A 17,707-nucleotide genomic window follows, 5' to 3' on the forward strand; every position below is an offset into this window, starting at 1 on the left:
AGGATTACCATTGTTTGCTTCGGTAAGGATAGCGGATCAGGTATTGTTTGGAAATAAGTTCTTTGAGAAGTTTTCTAAGCAATTCAATGTTTTCCATGGACTTTGCAGATATGAATTCCATTGGCACCTGATATTTTGATTTCAAGCTTTGTTTCAATTCTTCCTCGAGTTCATTCTTTGTTTGTCGGTCAAGCATAGAATCATAATTCACTTCCCGGTAAGCATCCATTTTATTAAAAACCATCACTACAGGCTTGTCTTCAAGTCCAAGACTTTTAAGTGTTTCATTGACAGTCTTGATTTGATCTAAATAAGCTGGATGTGAAATATCAATTACATGAACCATGATGTCACTTTCCCTTACTTCATCCAAGGTAGATTTAAAACTTTCGATGAGGTGATGGGGTAATTTGCGAATAAACCCGACGGTGTCCGATAACAGAAATGGCATGGAGTCCCAGACTACTTTTCTTACGGTGGTGTCAAGGGTTGCAAATAATTTATTTTCAGCAAAAACCTCAGACTTGGAGATAAGATTCATCAGGGTAGATTTACCCACATTGGTATAACCAATGAGAGACACACGAATCATCTCATCCCGGTTCTTTCGCTGGGTTACATTTTGAAGATCAATTTTCTCCAGTTTCTTTTTGAGTAAGGCAATTTTTTCTTTGACTATCCTTCGATCGGTTTCTATTTCCTGTTCACCTGGACCTCGCATCCCAATGCCCCCGCGCTGTCGCTCAAGATGCGTCCACATACCACGAAGTTTAGGATAGATGTATTGCAGTTGTGCCAATTCAACCTGTGTTTTTGCCTGGGCTGTTTGTGCGCGACTCGCAAAAATATCCAGAATCAGAAAACTTCTGTCGATGATTTTAACTTTTAAAATTTCTTCTAAAATGTTTTGTTGCTTTCCGCTCAGGTCATCATCAAAAATCACCATGTCTGCAGGAAAAAGTTCCATGTACTTTAAAATCTCCTCAACTTTTCCTTTACCAATATAGGTGCGGGAGTCCGGACCATTCAACTTCTGCACAAATCGCTTGATGGTGATTGCACCGGCTGTACTGGCAAGAAATTCGAGTTCATCCAAATGTTCTTTAATCAATGCTTCATTCTGATCAGGTAAAATGATACCAACCAGAATTGCCCTTTCAGGTTCTGTAGGATTGACTTTCTTTTTAGATTCAGTATTCCAACTGGAATTCATGCAATGAGTTGTAGAGGTGACATTTTTCCAATGGAAAAAAGGGTTTCGATCAATCTAAATGAAATGAATTACTTTAGGTTATTGTATCCACCTAGATTAACCACATTTTTAAAACCGGCCTTTTTTAAATATTCAGCAGCCTGACCACTTCTGCCACCGGAAGCACAGTAAAGGTAATAAGTCTTGGATTTGTCAAAATCTGCGGAAGCTTGTTTAAATGCTCCATTGTTCCAGTCCAGATGACGAGCCATTTCATGATGACCCGTATTCCATTCCCCAAGGGTACGAACATCAATCAGAATACCTGGTTTTTTGGCCAACAATTCTTTCACTTTTACCGGCCCAGACTGGCTACTTAAACAAGAAATTCCAGCAAACAACATCATCACAAATAACATAAAAAGGCGGTGGGTAAACTTCATATTAACTAATTTAAAATTTATAAGAAATCCTAAATGAAGGATGTGGGTGTTGGCAGGCTCGAACTGCCGACCTCCGCCCTGTCAAGGCGGCGCTCTGAACCAACTGAGCTAAACACCCAAGAAGCGCAAAGGTAAGTAATTTGATGGGAGTGGGTAATTGATTTTTAAAAAATCGAGTCGTGTGAGTACAATGATTCTTTTTAGACTTTTTGAAAACACTGAATTAAAAGTTCAATTAAGCACTTCATATAAAACCATCTCCCTGGATATATTTTTCAAGGCAACGTTTCCTATTCTGGTACAATTAAATGATTGTTTCACCAATTCATAACATCTTTCGTTGATTAAAATCTGATTTACACCGGCTACACTTTGTAACCGTTGCGCTGTATTAACAGTATCCCCTATAACGGTATAATCAAGTCTTCTTAATGCGGCTGAACCAATATTACCACAGACCATTTCACCCGAATTAATACCGATGGATACTTTTGAAATAAAATGACCTGAAATCCCAGCATTTGGCAAGGCCTCTACTCTATTCCGAATTCCTAAGCAGGCGTCAATAGCCCGATCAAGATGGTAAGCACCTTTAAATACTGCCATGACACAATCCCCCATGAATTTATCGACGATACCATTTTGGGCAATAATTTCTGAAACCATCAAATCAAAATAATTATTTAAAAGTTTAACCACGACATCCGGTTTTTCTCGCTCACTGATTGCCGTAAAGCCACAGATGTCAATGAAAGCAACGGTAGCATCGATGGTTTCACTTTCTAAAAAGTTACCTTCAAATTCTTTCCCACCCATAAAATTCAGCACGTTTTCATCGACATACATCCTGAGGATGTTATTCTCTTTAATTGCCTTGAGAGTTTCCTTCAATTGATGGACATGTTGAATGGTTTTCTCAATAGTCAGTTCCAGATCTTCAAAATTAATCGGCTTGGTAATAAAATCAAACGCACCTCTATTCATAGCTGTACGGATATTATCCATATCTCCATATGCTGATACAATTACAGACTTAAGAAGTTTGTGCTTTTCATTCAAACGCGTCAGCAATGTAAGTCCATCCATCTCTGGCATGTTGATATCACTCAATACAATATCCACATCACTATGCGCTGCCAATTGTTCCAGAGCTTGCAAACCATTAAACGCAAAAACAAACTCATACTTTTGCTCGCGTATTTTTTGGCGGAACTTTTGCTTGATCAGCACTTCCAAATCGGACTCATCATCTACAACTAATATTTTTGCCATTATATTTTTTCTTTTAACTTATCCTTCAATAATCCAAAATCCAAGGGTTTTGTTAAAAAATCATCTGCCCCCAAAGACATGGCAGTATTATAATTTTCAACATCACCATATGCGGTAATCATCATCACGACATGTGGTGGTTCATGGTGCTCTTGCTTTATATGCTTGAGGAGAGAAAGGCCACTCATAAACGGCATATTAATGTCCGATAATATTAAAACGGCCTCATGGTTATGGGCATTTAATAAGACGATTGCCTCTTCTCCTGAAAAAGCAAATAAAAATTCAATTTCGCTATTTTTTATTTCTTTTCTGAATTTTTGCTCAAATAAATTTTGAATATCCCTTTCATCATCAACAACAAGTATTTTCATCAGACCTGTTAAATTATAGGTAAAATTATTATAAATTCTGTGTATTCCCCCTCTTTAGTATGCACGCTAAGTTCTCCTCCATGTGCCTTCACAATATCATAACTTAAAGACAATCCCAACCCAGTGCCCTGGCCGGCCGGTTTGGTAGTAAAGAAAGGTTGAAAGATTTTATCCAGAATTTTCTGAGGAATTCCATTACCATTATCCCTTACAGCAATGCTCACCTGATTTAAATGTTTCTTTGTTGTAACGGTTACCAAAGGTTCAAATTCCTTAGTATTCTCTTTCCTTTTCTGATCCACAGCATAAAAGGCATTAGTGAATAAATTGAGAATTACCCTTCCTATATCTTGTGGAATAATATTGATCTTCCCAATATCATTATCAAAATAAGTCTTCATTGCAGAATTAAACGATTTTTCTTTAGCTCTTAATCCATGATAGGCCAATCTTAAGTATTCATCTACCAACGCATTGATATCTGTGGGTTCTTTAATCCCATTACTGCTACGGCTATGTTGCAGCATTCCCTTTACTATGGCATCGGCTCGCTTACTATGAAAATGTATTTTTTCTTCATTCTCAAAAACATCCTGAGCAATAGATTTTGCATCTTTCAGATTTCCCTGATCGATTTCTTCCTTCATTTCGGTAAGTAACTCTTTGTTGATCTCTGCAAAATTTTTTACAAAATTCAAGGGATTTTGGATTTCATGCGCAATGCCCGCCATAAGCTCGCCGAGGCTTGCCATCTTTTCAGATTGAATTAGTTGTGATTGGGTGGATCTAAGTTCATTATGCGCTTTTTCCAGAGCAATAAATGCCTGTTTCAATTCTTCTGCTTTTTGCAATTCCAACTCCTTTTTGGAATTTTCAAATTCAAGTTTTAAATTATTAACTAATTGGTATTCTAGATCCCGGTTTGTGTTTGCAACTTGCCTGGACAAATAAACAGACATCGAAATAAGTACAGGTAAAATGCCGGTCAGATAAATCAGGATATACCACAGACTAAGACTAAAATAACTAGAACCAACAAGGAGTGCAACACTTATCAGACTCAAACTGAATAATCCAAATCCAAAACCTATTATCCAGAAGTCATTTATTTTTTTACGAATACCAACTATTACAATTCGAATCATTTCAAGAATAAGCACTAAAAATATGACCAATGATAGCCAAAGAATATATCCAAACCAGAAAATAATGGAAGCTACCAGGATGATGAAAAATATATACCAAAACCGCTTGGGTAAGGATTTGTAAAATAATGAATATAGAAAAGTTAAACCGGTCAAAGGAACTAATGCAAAATAAGGGATCCATAATCGCTTGCACAATATTACTACCGAAGCAATTTCGTTTCCAACTGACTCATGCTCCAGTACACCCCAACACGAAAGTGTAATGGTAAAAATTGCAAAAAAAAGATTACTCTTCTGATTCCTGTAAAAAAGAAACAATATCAGATGAATTAAAGCAAAGGTTAATGGTATGGCAATTACAAGTGATTCTAAAGGTCGAAAAAATTTTGCATTGCTCATGACAATCGGATGTACGATTTCTGGCTTTCCGATGGCCATTGAAAATCCCAGATTACGGATTAGAAAATTTTTATTTTTTAAAAGATAACTACCTGAATATCGAACGGCGATTAAATGTTGGGTTTTAGTAAAAACAATAAATTTAGGTATTAAGGTGGTAGCATTAAAACCCTTTTCCATCTCTGGATTTTTGCTTATTTCGCCATATTTCAAAAATAATTTTCCATCCAAATAAACTTCGGAAGCGCCGAGGTGAAAAATATTTAAGACCAATGGTTTTCCAACCAGCATGGAATCAACTTGTAGATGTAATCGAAATAAACCGATGCCATCCCAACCGGTTTTTGGCAAAGAATCAAGATAAAACAATGAATTTACTGTTTCCCAATTATTATCGTTAAAATAATCATTGGTCCAATCATTACCCATTAAATCAGATTCTCCGGAATGGTACTTCCATTTATGCTCAATCTTGAGGTAGCCCCTTTCAGTTCTGGAGACTGAAGTATTTGACAGCAAACTATCAGAAATATAAAAACCATCATGGTTCGATTGAGCGATCAAATAAAAATTAAAAAAAGAGAAGGCAAAAAATGTTAAAATATTTCTCATTTCAAATTTTTAAAAATACCCTTGCAATCAATTTATGCTTCACAGACTGTCAAAAAAAATCTTCCATCCTTGGGACAATTCACTTTAATAATTTTATTCCGCAAATCATCCTTTTTGCAGCACAACTGTAAATATAACATAATTCACATTGACAATCTGTCCACTTTTTGAGGAAGTAAAATCCCTATCTCAACTAACAAGAATCCAATAAAAACCTCTAACATACTGAAACAGGTGCCCTTAAAGTCAGATAAATTATCAGACTGACTCTTGCTAGTGTATCTGTGCAAATAATTCAATAGGGAAAATCAAATACGATCACCCAAAAAAAATAAAGTTAAAATTTTTAACTCATTGTATTTTAACACTAATTACATTAAAGTTATTTATAATATATTTTTTACAACTCCTTTATCGCGAAAACTATGCAATGCAAAATTGAATCAATCGCAGGAATCCAATTGTATCCATGCTCCATTATCCCGTGAAATGACTAATATTGCCACAATAAAAATCAAATATGTACGAATTTCCGAATTTTGGGAGTGGCGAGGTCATCATGAGTTTTCTCACATTGACTTTTCTCGAAATAGTCCTTGGGGTGGACAACATCATTTTTATCTCTATCACTTCGGGAAAATTACCAATCGAAGACCGCAGAAAAGCTACTAATCTTGGGCTCATCATGGCCATGCTTTTAAGAATTATCTTGTTGTTTGGATTGGTATTCCTGGCTTCTCTTCAAGAACCATTATTCCACATATCAGGCAGTTGGATCGAGGGTGGTTTTTCCATTCAAAGTCTGATCCTCATAACAGGAGGTTTGTTTCTATTGTACAAATCCGTGACCGAAATACATCATAAACTAGAGCAGGATGATCTCGATCAAAGCAATCAGTCCTCCAAGCAAAATGGCCTGTTCAAAGCTATCCTGCAAATTACACTTATCAATCTCATCTTCAGTTTGGATTCAATTTTGACTGCGGTTGGAATGACCAACGGTCTGTATGGCGCGCTCTGGATCATGATTTTGGCAGTGGTCGTATCCATTATCATTATGGTGGCTTTTGCTCACCCGGTAGGTAAATTCGTGAATGAACATCCTACCATCCAAATGCTTGGACTAGCATTCCTGCTCCTGATAGGATTTATGTTGATTACCGAAGGTGCTCACCTCAGCCACTTCAAAGTTTATGGACAAGAAGTTGGTGCTGTGCCAAAAGGCTATTTGTATTTTGCAATTGCCTTTGGCCTTTTGGTTGAAATGCTCAACATGAGTACGAGAAAAAATAAAAAACCTGTACAACTCCACGGAATCTCTGAAGAAGCAAAAACGGCCGGATTTTTTAAAAAAGAAAATGAATGATTTGCAGGAGCTAAATAAAAACCAATTCTACTCATAGTTGTTAACTAAGCGATCATCATTCCTGTTGGATTAAAACATGAACTTTATGCATACGAGGAAGATAGTGTCTGCATACTTTCCCAATCAGAAAAATAATAATTCATGAAAAAACTAATATCATCCCGTGATGACATTGAAGTACTGGTCAGGAATTTTTATAAAAAATTATTACCCAATCCGGTTGTTGGACATTATTTCACCCAAGTAGTGGCACTTGATTTGGAAGCACATTTTCCGAAACTAATTGACTTCTGGGAATCTGTTCTCTTTGGTCAATCAAACTATAGAGGAAACCCCATGTTGGCCCACTTTGCCTTGCATGATAAATCTCCCTTCGAAAAAAAACATTTCGACGAATGGCTAAAACTTTGGAATGAAAGTCTGGATGAACTGTATGAAGGTGAACATGCTGAAACTGCCCGGACACGTGCAGAAAGTATAGCTGGTATAATGGCGTATAAAATGGGGATTAATTAAAATGCAAAATTTTGCATTTTAATTATTTTTTATTGAACCATCAAAATCATTAGTTACCATTTTAATCCTGCCTTATTAAGAAATAATAATTCAATTTTAAAATACATTCAACTGAATCTAAATCAATCAAGATGGATCAAAACTTTTGGGAATCACGTTGGGAACAAAAACTAACCGGATGGGACATTGGGCATGATTCTCCTCCACTAATAAATTACATGCTGCAAGTACCGGACAAATCTGTCAAAATTCTTATACCCGGATGCGGCAATGCACATGAAACAGAAATATTGCTTAACCTTGGATTTAAAGATATCCACTTAATGGATATTGCCAAGATACCTGCTGATCAACTGCGTAAAAAATTTGCAAACCACCCGGAAGTAACGGTCCATTGCGAAGATTTCTTTAAGCATGAAGGTGCCTATGAGATCATTTTGGAACAAACATTTTTTTGCGCCATAAATCCTGAATTAAGAAAAAAATATGTCGACCAATGTCATAAATTATTAAAACCCGGAGGCAAACTCGTGGGACTTCTTTTTAATAAAGTATTTGACGATCCGGGGCCTCCCTTTGGCGGATCTGAAAAAGAATATCGGGCAATTTTCAAAGAATTATTTAACATTCATACCATGGAACCCTGCAGGAACAGCATTCTTCCAAGACAAAATTCAGAGTTATTTTTTATTTTAACCAAAAAAGAAATTTAATCTGCATTTTTGCGAGTTTTAGTAATAATATTGGCAAATTAAAAATAAATTGAAATATTGATTTGAAATTACTGCACAACAAGCAATAAAATTATACACAGCATTCAAAGCCACATTGCTTTACATTCCTCATCAGGCCAATTATCATTCAATTTAAATTTCTCTCCTGATCATTTGTTATAGATTTGCAGCAAATTAAGCACATGAAATTATTAGAAGGTAAAACGGCAGTCATTACGGGAGGGGCAGCAGGTATTGGAAAAGCAGCCTCTATAAAATTTTTAGAAGAAGGGGCCAATGTAGCGGTATGGGATTTTGATGAAACGAAAGCAATGGCTTGGATGGAAAATCATCCTGCCTATAATTCTTCACTCATTTTCTGCAAGGTAGATACTTCAAATGCACAAATGGTTGAGGCTGCAACCGGTGAAACCATGGCCAAATTCGGTAGCATCGAAATTCTCTTAAACAACGCAGGGATTACCCGAGATTCCACCTTATTGAAAATGAGTTTCGAGCAATGGCAACAAGTCATCAATGTCAATCTGACCGGTGTGTACAACTGTGCAAGAATCATTGCTCCGATTATGGCCGAAAAAGGTTACGGACGCATTATATCTGCTGCATCAGTGGTGGCACTTTACGGAAATTTTGGGCAAACAAATTATGCCGCTGCAAAAGCCGGTGTGGTAGGTATGACCAAGACCTGGGCAAAAGAACTTGGCAAAAAAGGAATTACTGCCAACGCAATTGCTCCGGGCTTTATCATGACTGAAATGGTGGCCGGAATGCCGGAAGAAAGAATACAAGCGGTTCGTGAAAAAGTTCCGGTGGCAAGATTGGGCAAGGTGGAAGAGGTTGCAGATCTGTATGCATTTCTTGCCAGTGACAAAGCTGCTTATATCAACGGGGCGACCATCAGCATTGATGGCGGAGTAATGCTGTAGGTATTAAGCCTACAAACTGAACTGGCAAAACTTTTATCAATTAGATTGATAGATGTTTTACTCTATCTATTGAATTACTAATTTAACTGATTTAGGAAGAAAAATAATTCCTTTATTTGAGAAATTTATTTTAAAATAATTCATCGCGCTCATTTTAAAATATTGACGAATCAGTTAAGAGTTCAGTCATCTTTATTAAAAGATTGCACTGATCAAAAATGGCTACATAGATTTTTTACAGCTTATTTACTATCATTGTTCTCGCATGTTAAAATATAAAATTGCGATCAAAATAAATGCAGTTGTATTTCTCTCTATTGCAAGATAGGACCCAGCCATTTTTTTCCTGTGCTAAGATCCCATTTTTTTCTTGTACAATAATCTGTAAGCTGATCTTCATGTATTTCTGAAATTCCAAAATATTTGGAATCCGGATGTGCAAAATACCAACCGCTTACAGAGGCTGCAGGATGCATGGCCATACTTTCTGTTAGCGTGATTCCAATTTTATCTTCCACATCCAGTAAGGACCACAATAATTTCTTTTCTGTATGATCTGGACATGCAGGATATCCAGGAGCAGGTCTGACACCTGCATACTTTTCTTTAATGAGTGAATCATTGTCCAGCATTTCATCAGAGGCATAGCCCCAGATTTCTTTTCTGACTTTGGCATGCATATACTCGGCAGCCGCTTCTGCAAAACGATCTGCTATAGCCTTTACCATGATGGCATGATAATCATCATGCGCTCTTTCATACTCACCAACCAATTCCTCCACGCCAAATCCTGCTGAAACTGCAAAGGCCCCAACAAAATCTTTCTTGCCGGATTCTACCGGAGCAATAAAATCTGATAAACAAAGATTTGCCTGACCACTGGCCTTCTTTACCTGTTGGCGCAGGTGATGCAACTTAATTAATTCGTGGTCACGTACATCTGAATTGTATAAAATTAAATCATCACCAAGTGAATTTGCAGGAAAAATACCTACCTCTGCTTTAGCTTGAATTAATTTTTCTGATACTATTTTATTCAACAGTGCTTTTGCATCATTGAATAGTTTTTGGGCCTCCACTCCAACCACTTCATCCTGTAAAATGGCCGGATATTTCCCTGCCAATTCCCATGATTGAAAAAATGGGGTCCAATCAATATAATCACTTAAAATATTTAAATCCAACAAATAAATGTTCACACCACTTTGCACGGGTGGACATGGCACAAAACTATTCCAATCAATTTTAAACTTGTTATTCCTGGCTTCTTCAATGCTGATTTTTTCTCTCTCCGCATTTCTCTTCATTCTTTGCTGACGTACTGCCTCGTAATCCGTCTTAATGCCTTCAAGATATTTTTCTTTGAAAATTAAATCGTCTGACAATAAATTAGAAACAACAGTCACAGCTCGTGAAGCGTCCAGTACGTGCACCACCGGAGCATCATATTCAGGTTCAATTCTTAAAGCGGTATGAAGTTTTGAAGTAGTGGCGCCGCCAATCAACAAAGGAATATTCAGATTCCTCTTTTTCATTTCTGAGGCAACATATACCATCTCATCCAGTGAGGGTGTTATCAATCCACTCAATCCAATTGCGTCTGCACCAATTTCAATCGCCTTGTCGAGTATTTTATTACACGGAACCATTACTCCAAGATCATGGATTTCGTATGAGTTACAGGCCAGCACAACACCCACAATATTTTTACCAATATCATGCACATCACCTTTCACTGTAGCCATCAGTATCTTACCCTTTGCCTTTTGGGCATCCTCTTTATCTTGTTCCATATAGGGAGTGAGATAAGCAACTGCCTGCTTCATCACCCTTGCACTTTTTACTACTTGCGGCAAAAACATTTTTCCTGCTCCAAACAAATCTCCAACCTCATTCATTCCATCCATCAAAGGACCTTCAATGACAAATAAAGGTCTCCTTAATTTTATTCTGGCTTCTTCGGCATCCTGGACTACAAATTCAGAAATTCCTTTTACCAATGCATATTTTAATCGTTCCTCTACACTCCTTTGCCTCCATTCTTCTTCCGCTTTTTGGACTCTTTTGTCACCTTTTTTTAAAGTCTCTGCATACTGAGTCAATCGTTCTGTTGCTTCAGGCCTTCTGTTAAAAAGTACATCTTCTACCAGAACAAGCAAATCCTTTGGGATCTCATCATAGACATCAATCATCCCTGCATTTACAATACCCATGTCCATTCCGGCTTTGATTGCATGAAACAAAAATGCTGAATGCATGGCCTGCCTGATAATTTCATTTCCCCGATAAGAAAAAGAAAGATTACTAACCCCTCCACTTATTTTAGATCCGGGACATTGCTCCTTGATTTGTCTCGTCGCTTCGATATAATTTATTGCATATTCATTATGCTCTTCTATACCGGTTGCAACGGCAAAAATGTTGGGATCAAAAATGATGTCCTCAGGTGGAAAGCCAACACGCTGAATCAACAGATCATAAGCCCTTTTACAAATTTCCACCTTTCGCTTAATCGTATCTGCTTGGCCTTCTTCATCAAACGCCATCACCACAACGGCAGCACCATAATTTCTTACTTTTCGTGCCTGATACAAAAATGACTCTTCTCCTTCCTTCAGGGAAATAGAATTGACCACCGATTTGCCTTGAAGACATTTCAATCCGGCTTCAATTACTTTCCATTTGGAAGAATCAACCATCACTGGAACTTTAACAATATCTGGTTCTGATCCTATCAAATGAAGAAACTCTACCATGGCTTTTTCTCCATCCAAAAGTCCTTCATCCATGTTCACATCTATGATCTGCGCACCCGCCTCGACCTGCTGATAGGCCACACTGATTGCCTCTTCCATTTTATTCCCCAAAATCATCTTGGCAAATGCTTTGGAGCCTGTTACATTGGTGCGCTCTCCAATGTTTACAAAATTTAGTTCGGGCCTGAAAATTAAAGGTTCTAAACCTGACAAGGTAGTATACCTGTCTCTCTTCTCAGGAATTACTCTTGGCGCCATACCCTTCATGGCTTCTGCCATTTGTCGGATGTGGTCCGGTGTAGTACCACAACATCCACCAACTAGGTTCACCAAACCTTCACTTGCAAAATTTCTCAAAAAGTCTTTCATTTCTTCCGGACTCTGATCATATCCGCCCAATTCATTCGGCAATCCGGCATTGGGATAAGAACTAATTCTGCAATTGGCAATTTTACTTAATGCTGCCAGATGAGGTTTCATTTCTTTTGCTCCGAGTGCGCAGTTTAATCCAATTGCAAACATGTCCACATGTGACATTGAAATGTAAAATGCTTCTACCGTCTGTCCACTCAAAGTACGACCACTTGCGTCTGTAATTGTACCTGACACGATCACCGGCCATTTTCTCTTTTTTTGTTCGAATAATTCACTTAATGCGAACAAAGCAGCTTTTGCATTCAGTGTATCAAAAATGGTCTCTACCATCAGGATGTCCGCACCACCATCTACAAGTCCTAAGGCTTGTTCGAAATATGCTTCTTTCAATTCATCGAAACTGATGGCCCGAAATCCGGGTCTGTTTACGTCAGGAGAGAGACTCGCTGTTCTGTTGGTTGGACCCAGGGCGCCGGCTACAAATCGAGGGGACATTTCAAGACCCTTTAGTTTTTGCTCCAACAAAAATTCTTCTACAGCCTGTCTGGCTATTTTGGCAGATGCTACATTTAGTTCATAGGAATATTCAGAGAGTTGATAGTCAGCTTGAGAAATGGCATTTGCACTAAAAGTATTGGTCTCTATGATATCGGCACCTGCTTCCAAATAGGCTTTGTGAATTTCTACGATGACATCTGGCCTGGTTATGGATAACAACTCATTATTCCCCTTCAGGTCGTGTTCGTGATTTTTAAATTTATCTCCCTTGAAATCTTCTTCTGTCAATGGATATCGCTGGATCATCGTCCCCATAGCGCCATCCAATATCATTATTCTCTTGGAAGCCTCCTGGTTTAGTAAATGAATTGTTTCTTCGTATGTTGTCATCGCATGCAAAAATAGAACATATCAGGAAGATAATAATCAAACTTCGTGTTGAATGCTGAAATCTATCATTCACCTTATAATTTAGAAAGAAATGAGAATTATAAATTCAACCGGAATGAAGTATTAATAAATCAATGCTTAGGATTGTTCAATTTTAATTTCCAAAGTTTAACATAAATAAATTCCAGAAATCGAAATATCTTAAATCTTAAGAGTAAACATCTACTCAGTTAAGAACTTAGCAAATAAGTATATAAACTTACTTAAGAAAAAATCTATTGGATTTGGCTAACAATACGTCTCACTACATCGCTGTCGCCCATGGTATAATAATGAATACAGGGTACTCCGGCCTTTTTTAATTCGCGGGATTGTTCTACACACCACTCTATTCCAACTTCAATAACGGCCTCATCAGTCTTTGCCTTTTGGATCGCACGTACGAGTTCGTAGGGAAGATCAATATAAAAATTCCTTGGAATGGAATTGAGCTGATATTTTTTTGTAAGTGGTTTGATGCCCGGCACAATAGGAACCTCTATTCCTTCTTTTTTACATTGTTCGGCATAGTGAAAGAATTTGGCATTGTCAAAAAACATTTGCGTGACAATGTAATCTGCACCTGCTTCTATTTTCTTTTTGGTAAAACGCATATCTGATTTTAGACTGGGTGCTTCAAAATGTTTTTCAGGATAGCCCGCTACACCAATACAGAAATCCATAGGACTTCCGTTTTCTATATTGCTGTCCTGGTAAACCCCGTGGTTTAATCCATCAATTTGCTTAACCAAATCCAATGCATTGTCATGCCCCCCTGGTTCTGGAATAAATTTTTCATCAAACTTCCTTGCATCCCCGCGCAGTGCCAGTACATTTTTAATTTGTAAAAAATGCAAATCAATCAATGCATTTTCTGTATCCTCCTTTGTAAATCCTCCGCAGATCAAATGGGGAACCGCTTCAATTTTATATCTGTTCATTAAAGCGGCACATATTCCTACAGTACCCGGTCGCTTCCTGATGGCAGTCTTTTCATAATACCCGCTGGGTTTTTGATTGTATATAAATTCTTCGCGGTGATACGTAACATCAATAAATGGAGGATTGAATTCCATCAAGGGATCTAATTGCTCAAACAAAGAATGTATACTTCCACCTTTGAGGGGCGGTAAAACTTCAAAAGATACAAAAGTTTTTTCCGGATGCTGCGTGAAGTATTCTGTAACCTTCATAAAATTTTTCGCTAAAATTTAATCAAACTCTGACCTTGGAATTTGTTTACATCCCATTGATCAGTAATAATGGATATCAGATTATTTTTTTCTTCCAAAAATAGGTAATTCCGATAATCCCCGTCAAAATCAACAACAAAGCAATAAACTGGGAAAGTGAAGGGTGAAACCCAAGCACATCATAACGTGGATTTACCCGGATGGTTTCTATAAAGAATCGCTCTATTCCATTCAACAAGCAGTAAATAAAAAACAATACACCTCCGTAAGGTATTCTCTTGCGCAATACCCAAAGTATCCCAGCAATCATAAACGCAAGTATGGACTCATACAAGGGAGTTGGAAAAACTTTTGGAATAAGTTGCTTGCAATGAATCCAACTGCAATTTTCTAATTGTATTCCTTCATTGAGTACATTGTGCGGATAGCTGTAAGCCCACCAGCTTTCCGGAAGAAAAAACCAGGACGGCTTTGGCAATTCGTTGATGATGCCCCAATCTCCATCCCCTGAAAGATGACATCCCATTCTTCCCACTGCATAACCTATCATAAGCGTAGGCGCTATGGCATCAATCATATGGATCGGGCGCAATTCTTTCGCCGCCAAATATCGGTACACCACAATAAATGCCAGGATTAATCCTCCATATATCGTAAGTCCGCTCCCTGAAAAAAAACTACCAATCGGATCTCTTACAAAATCACCAAAATTTTCTAAAACGGAAAAAAGTTTAGAACCCACTATTCCGGAAAGAGCAGCCAGACCAGTGATGTCATAAAGTCTGGAAACCGGTCTTACATATAACTCTGCGGTACGAACCTCCTTATCTGTCTGTTGAGTCATTTTGTAATACCAATATGCCAATGTCAACAAACCAAAACCAAGTCCAAAATAGAGGTTTCCCTGCTTTGAAAAAACTGCTGCCGCCGGATCTGCCTGAAAGGTCTTAAAATCCATAATTGCAAAGCCTAACTTATATCCAAGAATAAAATTAATTAAACTCTGAATGAAAATTTCCTTCCACTCTATCGGCTGATAAACGATTACTTTTTCTATGCGTCCTTTGATCTGACCGTTTGATTCTTTTCGTATCAATTCATAATAAAGCATCCATCCACTGCAAACAATGGCAATCCCAAGTAAAAGACCAAAAGTTTTTACTATCGAAAAAACATTGTCAGGGTCAGTGCCGAAAAGGGCATGAAGAATATATGATAAATCCGGATACATTTCTGCTTGTGTATTAAAAGGGCTAAGGTAGAGATTTTTAGGCTTTAGGTTGTATAAAACTGGCTACCCGGAGAAGATAAAATTGCTTTACTTTGTTGTATGAAAAATCTAATCGCGCTTTTCCTTTTAGCCTTCTTACTATTAGGATTCAGAGCCAAGGCCCAAAGTGGAGCAGTTGCCTCCATAGGACTTAGCCTGATGCAAACTGACAACCCGGATGTATCCTCGGATGGAAATTTCAACCATGGCTTCCATTTAAGCCTGACAACCCGACTCGGTAAGGACTTTTGGTATCTTCGGACTGGAGCAGAAGTACATAAAATTGAGCTCAAAGCCAATTCCAAAGTAGTCCTGTTTCCTCAGGATCCAAGTGCTTTTTTCTTAAAGATACCTGCCCAAATCGGAGCACGCATCATCAACACCTCATTGTTTAAGGTTAGACTCCTGGCAGGAGCCCAACTCACTTACCTCATGCATATTGAAGACAACAACTTCAATCTCAATCATGACACCATGACAGACTTTCAGGGAGGGCTTTTATTTGGTGGGGGAATTGACCTTGGGCCGTTTACCTTTGATATCAACTTTGAAAGAGGGTTGACAAAACTTTATAAACCAAGTGACAAGAAAGCCGATTTTCTAATGTTTTCAGCCGGCTTCTTCTTTTAAACCTTTACAGGGTATTTGGCCTCATATTGACCTTTTTGGATTTTAGCCAGCTTGCGCATAAGCAATTGCCTCCGGACCGGTGCGACCCGCTCCACAAACAAAATTCCATCTATGTGATCATACTCATGTTGAATAACACGCGCGTTGATTTCATCAAAAACTTCTTCGTGAGGAATAAAGTTTTCATCCAGATATTTGATTCTGACATGGGTGGTGCGGCGGACTTCCGCATGGATTTTCGGAATGCTTAGACAACCCTCCTCAAACGCCCATTCCTTTCCGAATTCTTCTAATATTTCTGCATTGATAAATACTTTTTTAATCCCCTTTTGTACAGCTTTATCCTCATAATACGGAGTAGAGTCCACCACAAACAATCTGATCGGTAAGCCTATCTGTGGGGCAGCAATACCCACCCCACTTGCAAAATACATGGTGTCCCACATATCCTCAATCAATTTATGAAGCGCGGGAAAATCCGGTCCAATATCTTTGCCCTTCTGTTTAAGTACTTTATTGCCGTATAGGTAAATGGGTAAAACCATGAATTTAATTTAATGTAAAAAACCCTGTAAAGGTCGTTTTGTTCCTGCAAAAGTAAGGGTTTAGGTGCTTAAACTGCATTATAAGCAGAACTTAGTAATGGTATTTTGTATAAACAGGCTAAAAATGCCACCCTCTCCGCTTAATATTGCACATTGGAAATCCTGGGTTTTATCTGCATCATACTGATGGGCTCTTTGCTTAGCATGCTGGGAGCAGGCGGGGCGATGCTTACACTTCCCATTTTAGTGTATTTATTCAAAATTCCGGGAGACGTGGCCATAGGTTATTCGATGTTTGTGGTGGGCGCTTCCAGTAGCTTTGGGGTTGTCGGACATCTCAAACGAAAATCAATCGACCCGGCTGTCTTTTTTTTATTTGGGATTCCTTCTTCCATCATGGTTGTTTTAAGCAGATTGTTTCTTTTACCACTGATTCCGGATCCTGTTTTTAGCCTGAACGGATGGTTAATTTCTCGTGCTGCATTCCTGTTGTCCATATTTGCTTTACTGATGCTGAGTTCGGCCTTCGGGATGATCAAAGTTTCAGAGGAAATAAACGGTCAAAAAAAAGTCATTCCAAATAAAACTTTATACCTGTTGATTGGTGCCATTGTTGGCACTCTGACCGGATTACTGGGAGCAGGAGGTGGATTCATCCTGATTCCAACCATGGTAATTTTAATTGGATTACACATGAGCAATGCAGTAAGCACCTCTCTTGCCTTGATCAGCCTGAATATGATCATCGGTTTTGCAGGATATTTTCATCATTCAAAATACATTGACTGGAATCTGCTTATAACCATCACTTCCTTCGCTATTCTTGGAATGATTATAGGACACTTGCTTCAAAAAAGGATGAATGATAATCTTCTCCGAAAGATTTTCATCCTGGTAATGGTCTGTACTGCTTTGTATACGCTAGTCTCTGAATTACTCCTGCGAAAATGAATGTTCAATCCTTTGATAATTATTATAAAATTGAAACCAAAAAGAGAGTACATTCGGATCTTATTACGCTTGTCTTTG

At 38.0% G+C, this 17,707-nt stretch carries 15 protein-coding genes and 1 tRNA gene; 6 read left to right on the forward strand and 10 right to left on the reverse strand.

Annotated elements, in window-relative coordinates; all coding sequences use genetic code 11:
* Positions 1-4 precede the first annotated feature (4 nt).
* From hflX to IPJ53_15530, 6 genes are all read right to left on the reverse strand, one after another.
* Positions 5-1,213: a GTPase HflX gene (gene hflX / locus IPJ53_15505; protein MBK7800508.1), complete on the reverse strand. Its 1,209-nt coding sequence runs from the start codon at positions 1,211-1,213 to the stop codon at positions 5-7.
* A gap of 68 nt (positions 1,214-1,281) precedes the next feature.
* A complete protein-coding gene (locus IPJ53_15510) occupies positions 1,282-1,635 on the reverse strand; it encodes a rhodanese-like domain-containing protein (GenBank protein MBK7800509.1) in 354 nt (117 codons plus the stop codon).
* A gap of 43 nt (positions 1,636-1,678) precedes the next feature.
* Positions 1,679-1,753 (reverse strand) — tRNA-Val (locus IPJ53_15515).
* A 113-nt stretch (positions 1,754-1,866) separates the two neighbouring features.
* Positions 1,867-2,907 (reverse strand): response regulator, encoded by a 1,041-nt coding sequence (locus IPJ53_15520; GenBank protein ID MBK7800510.1) that lies wholly within the window; start codon positions 2,905-2,907, stop codon positions 1,867-1,869.
* Positions 2,907-3,281 (reverse strand): response regulator, encoded by a 375-nt coding sequence (locus IPJ53_15525; protein ID MBK7800511.1) that lies wholly within the window; start codon positions 3,279-3,281, stop codon positions 2,907-2,909. The genes IPJ53_15520 and IPJ53_15525 overlap by 1 nt, the downstream gene beginning before the upstream one ends.
* A gap of 8 nt (positions 3,282-3,289) precedes the next feature.
* Positions 3,290-5,257, reverse strand: coding sequence for a GHKL domain-containing protein (locus IPJ53_15530; GenBank protein MBK7800512.1), 1,968 nt, complete (start codon positions 5,255-5,257; stop codon positions 3,290-3,292).
* A 703-nt stretch (positions 5,258-5,960) separates the two neighbouring features.
* Here IPJ53_15530 and IPJ53_15535 point away from each other — a divergent pair.
* The 4 genes from IPJ53_15535 (at position 5,961) to fabG (ending at position 8,982) form a co-directional block, all read left to right on the forward strand.
* The gene (locus IPJ53_15535) at positions 5,961-6,806 is read left to right on the forward strand and encodes a TerC family protein (GenBank protein MBK7800513.1); all 846 of its coding nucleotides are present in this window, start codon (positions 5,961-5,963) and stop codon (positions 6,804-6,806) included.
* A gap of 141 nt (positions 6,807-6,947) precedes the next feature.
* On the forward strand, positions 6,948-7,322 hold the full coding sequence (locus tag IPJ53_15540) for a group III truncated hemoglobin (GenBank protein ID MBK7800514.1): 375 nt from the start codon (positions 6,948-6,950) through the stop codon (positions 7,320-7,322).
* A gap of 131 nt (positions 7,323-7,453) precedes the next feature.
* Positions 7,454-8,035 (forward strand): methyltransferase domain-containing protein, encoded by a 582-nt coding sequence (locus IPJ53_15545; protein MBK7800515.1) that lies wholly within the window; start codon positions 7,454-7,456, stop codon positions 8,033-8,035.
* A 203-nt stretch (positions 8,036-8,238) separates the two neighbouring features.
* Positions 8,239-8,982: a 3-oxoacyl-ACP reductase FabG gene (gene fabG / locus IPJ53_15550; protein MBK7800516.1), complete on the forward strand. Its 744-nt coding sequence runs from the start codon at positions 8,239-8,241 to the stop codon at positions 8,980-8,982.
* A gap of 314 nt (positions 8,983-9,296) precedes the next feature.
* Here the strand turns inward: fabG and metH are convergent, their stop codons facing one another.
* The 3 genes from metH to IPJ53_15565 all read right to left on the reverse strand — a co-directional run bounded on the left by metH (position 9,297) and on the right by IPJ53_15565 (position 15,464).
* Entirely contained in the window at positions 9,297-13,001 is a 3,705-nt protein-coding gene (gene metH, locus IPJ53_15555) for a methionine synthase (protein MBK7800517.1), read from the reverse strand.
* A gap of 275 nt (positions 13,002-13,276) precedes the next feature.
* The gene (gene metF, locus IPJ53_15560) at positions 13,277-14,233 is read right to left on the reverse strand and encodes a methylenetetrahydrofolate reductase [NAD(P)H] (protein MBK7800518.1); all 957 of its coding nucleotides are present in this window, start codon (positions 14,231-14,233) and stop codon (positions 13,277-13,279) included.
* 76 nt (positions 14,234-14,309) lie between these two features.
* Positions 14,310-15,464, reverse strand: coding sequence for a prolipoprotein diacylglyceryl transferase (locus IPJ53_15565; GenBank protein ID MBK7800519.1), 1,155 nt, complete (start codon positions 15,462-15,464; stop codon positions 14,310-14,312).
* A gap of 99 nt (positions 15,465-15,563) precedes the next feature.
* Here IPJ53_15565 and IPJ53_15570 point away from each other — a divergent pair, with 99 nt between their 5' ends.
* The gene (locus IPJ53_15570; protein ID MBK7800520.1) at positions 15,564-16,133 is read left to right on the forward strand and encodes an outer membrane beta-barrel protein; all 570 of its coding nucleotides are present in this window, start codon (positions 15,564-15,566) and stop codon (positions 16,131-16,133) included.
* Here the strand turns inward: IPJ53_15570 and def are convergent.
* Positions 16,130-16,678, reverse strand: a complete 549-nt coding sequence (gene def / locus IPJ53_15575; protein ID MBK7800521.1) for a peptide deformylase — start codon at positions 16,676-16,678, stop codon at positions 16,130-16,132. The genes IPJ53_15570 and def overlap by 4 nt on opposite strands.
* A gap of 153 nt (positions 16,679-16,831) precedes the next feature.
* On the opposite strand from def, the gene IPJ53_15580 reads away from it, so the two are divergent.
* Positions 16,832-17,629, forward strand: coding sequence for a sulfite exporter TauE/SafE family protein (locus IPJ53_15580; GenBank protein ID MBK7800522.1), 798 nt, complete (start codon positions 16,832-16,834; stop codon positions 17,627-17,629).
* Positions 17,630-17,707: the final 78 nt, after the last annotated feature.

The organism is Candidatus Vicinibacter affinis (assembly GCA_016714365.1).
Lineage (GTDB): Bacteria > Bacteroidota > Bacteroidia > Chitinophagales > Saprospiraceae > Vicinibacter > Vicinibacter affinis.

Excerpts from the sequence above, each read along its gene's own strand:
- hflX (MBK7800508.1), bottom strand. The coding sequence starts at position 1,213 with ATGAATTCCAGTTGGAATACTGAATCTAAAAAGAAAGTCAATCCTACA.
- IPJ53_15510 (MBK7800509.1), bottom strand. The coding sequence starts at position 1,635 with ATGAAGTTTACCCACCGCCTTTTTATGTTATTTGTGATGATGTTGTTT.
- IPJ53_15520 (MBK7800510.1), bottom strand. The coding sequence starts at position 2,907 with ATGGCAAAAATATTAGTTGTAGATGATGAGTCCGATTTGGAAGTGCTG.
- IPJ53_15525 (MBK7800511.1), bottom strand. The coding sequence starts at position 3,281 with ATGAAAATACTTGTTGTTGATGATGAAAGGGATATTCAAAATTTATTT.
- IPJ53_15530 (MBK7800512.1), bottom strand. The coding sequence starts at position 5,257 with ATGGGTAATGATTGGACCAATGATTATTTTAACGATAATAATTGGGAA.
- IPJ53_15535 (MBK7800513.1), top strand. The coding sequence starts at position 5,961 with ATGTACGAATTTCCGAATTTTGGGAGTGGCGAGGTCATCATGAGTTTT.
- IPJ53_15540 (MBK7800514.1), top strand. The coding sequence starts at position 6,948 with ATGAAAAAACTAATATCATCCCGTGATGACATTGAAGTACTGGTCAGG.
- IPJ53_15545 (MBK7800515.1), top strand. The coding sequence starts at position 7,454 with ATGGATCAAAACTTTTGGGAATCACGTTGGGAACAAAAACTAACCGGA.
- fabG (MBK7800516.1), top strand. The coding sequence starts at position 8,239 with ATGAAATTATTAGAAGGTAAAACGGCAGTCATTACGGGAGGGGCAGCA.
- metH (MBK7800517.1), bottom strand. The coding sequence starts at position 13,001 with ATGACAACATACGAAGAAACAATTCATTTACTAAACCAGGAGGCTTCC.
- metF (MBK7800518.1), bottom strand. The coding sequence starts at position 14,233 with ATGAAGGTTACAGAATACTTCACGCAGCATCCGGAAAAAACTTTTGTA.
- IPJ53_15565 (MBK7800519.1), bottom strand. The coding sequence starts at position 15,464 with ATGTATCCGGATTTATCATATATTCTTCATGCCCTTTTCGGCACTGAC.
- IPJ53_15570 (MBK7800520.1), top strand. The coding sequence starts at position 15,564 with ATGAAAAATCTAATCGCGCTTTTCCTTTTAGCCTTCTTACTATTAGGA.
- def (MBK7800521.1), bottom strand. The coding sequence starts at position 16,678 with ATGGTTTTACCCATTTACCTATACGGCAATAAAGTACTTAAACAGAAG.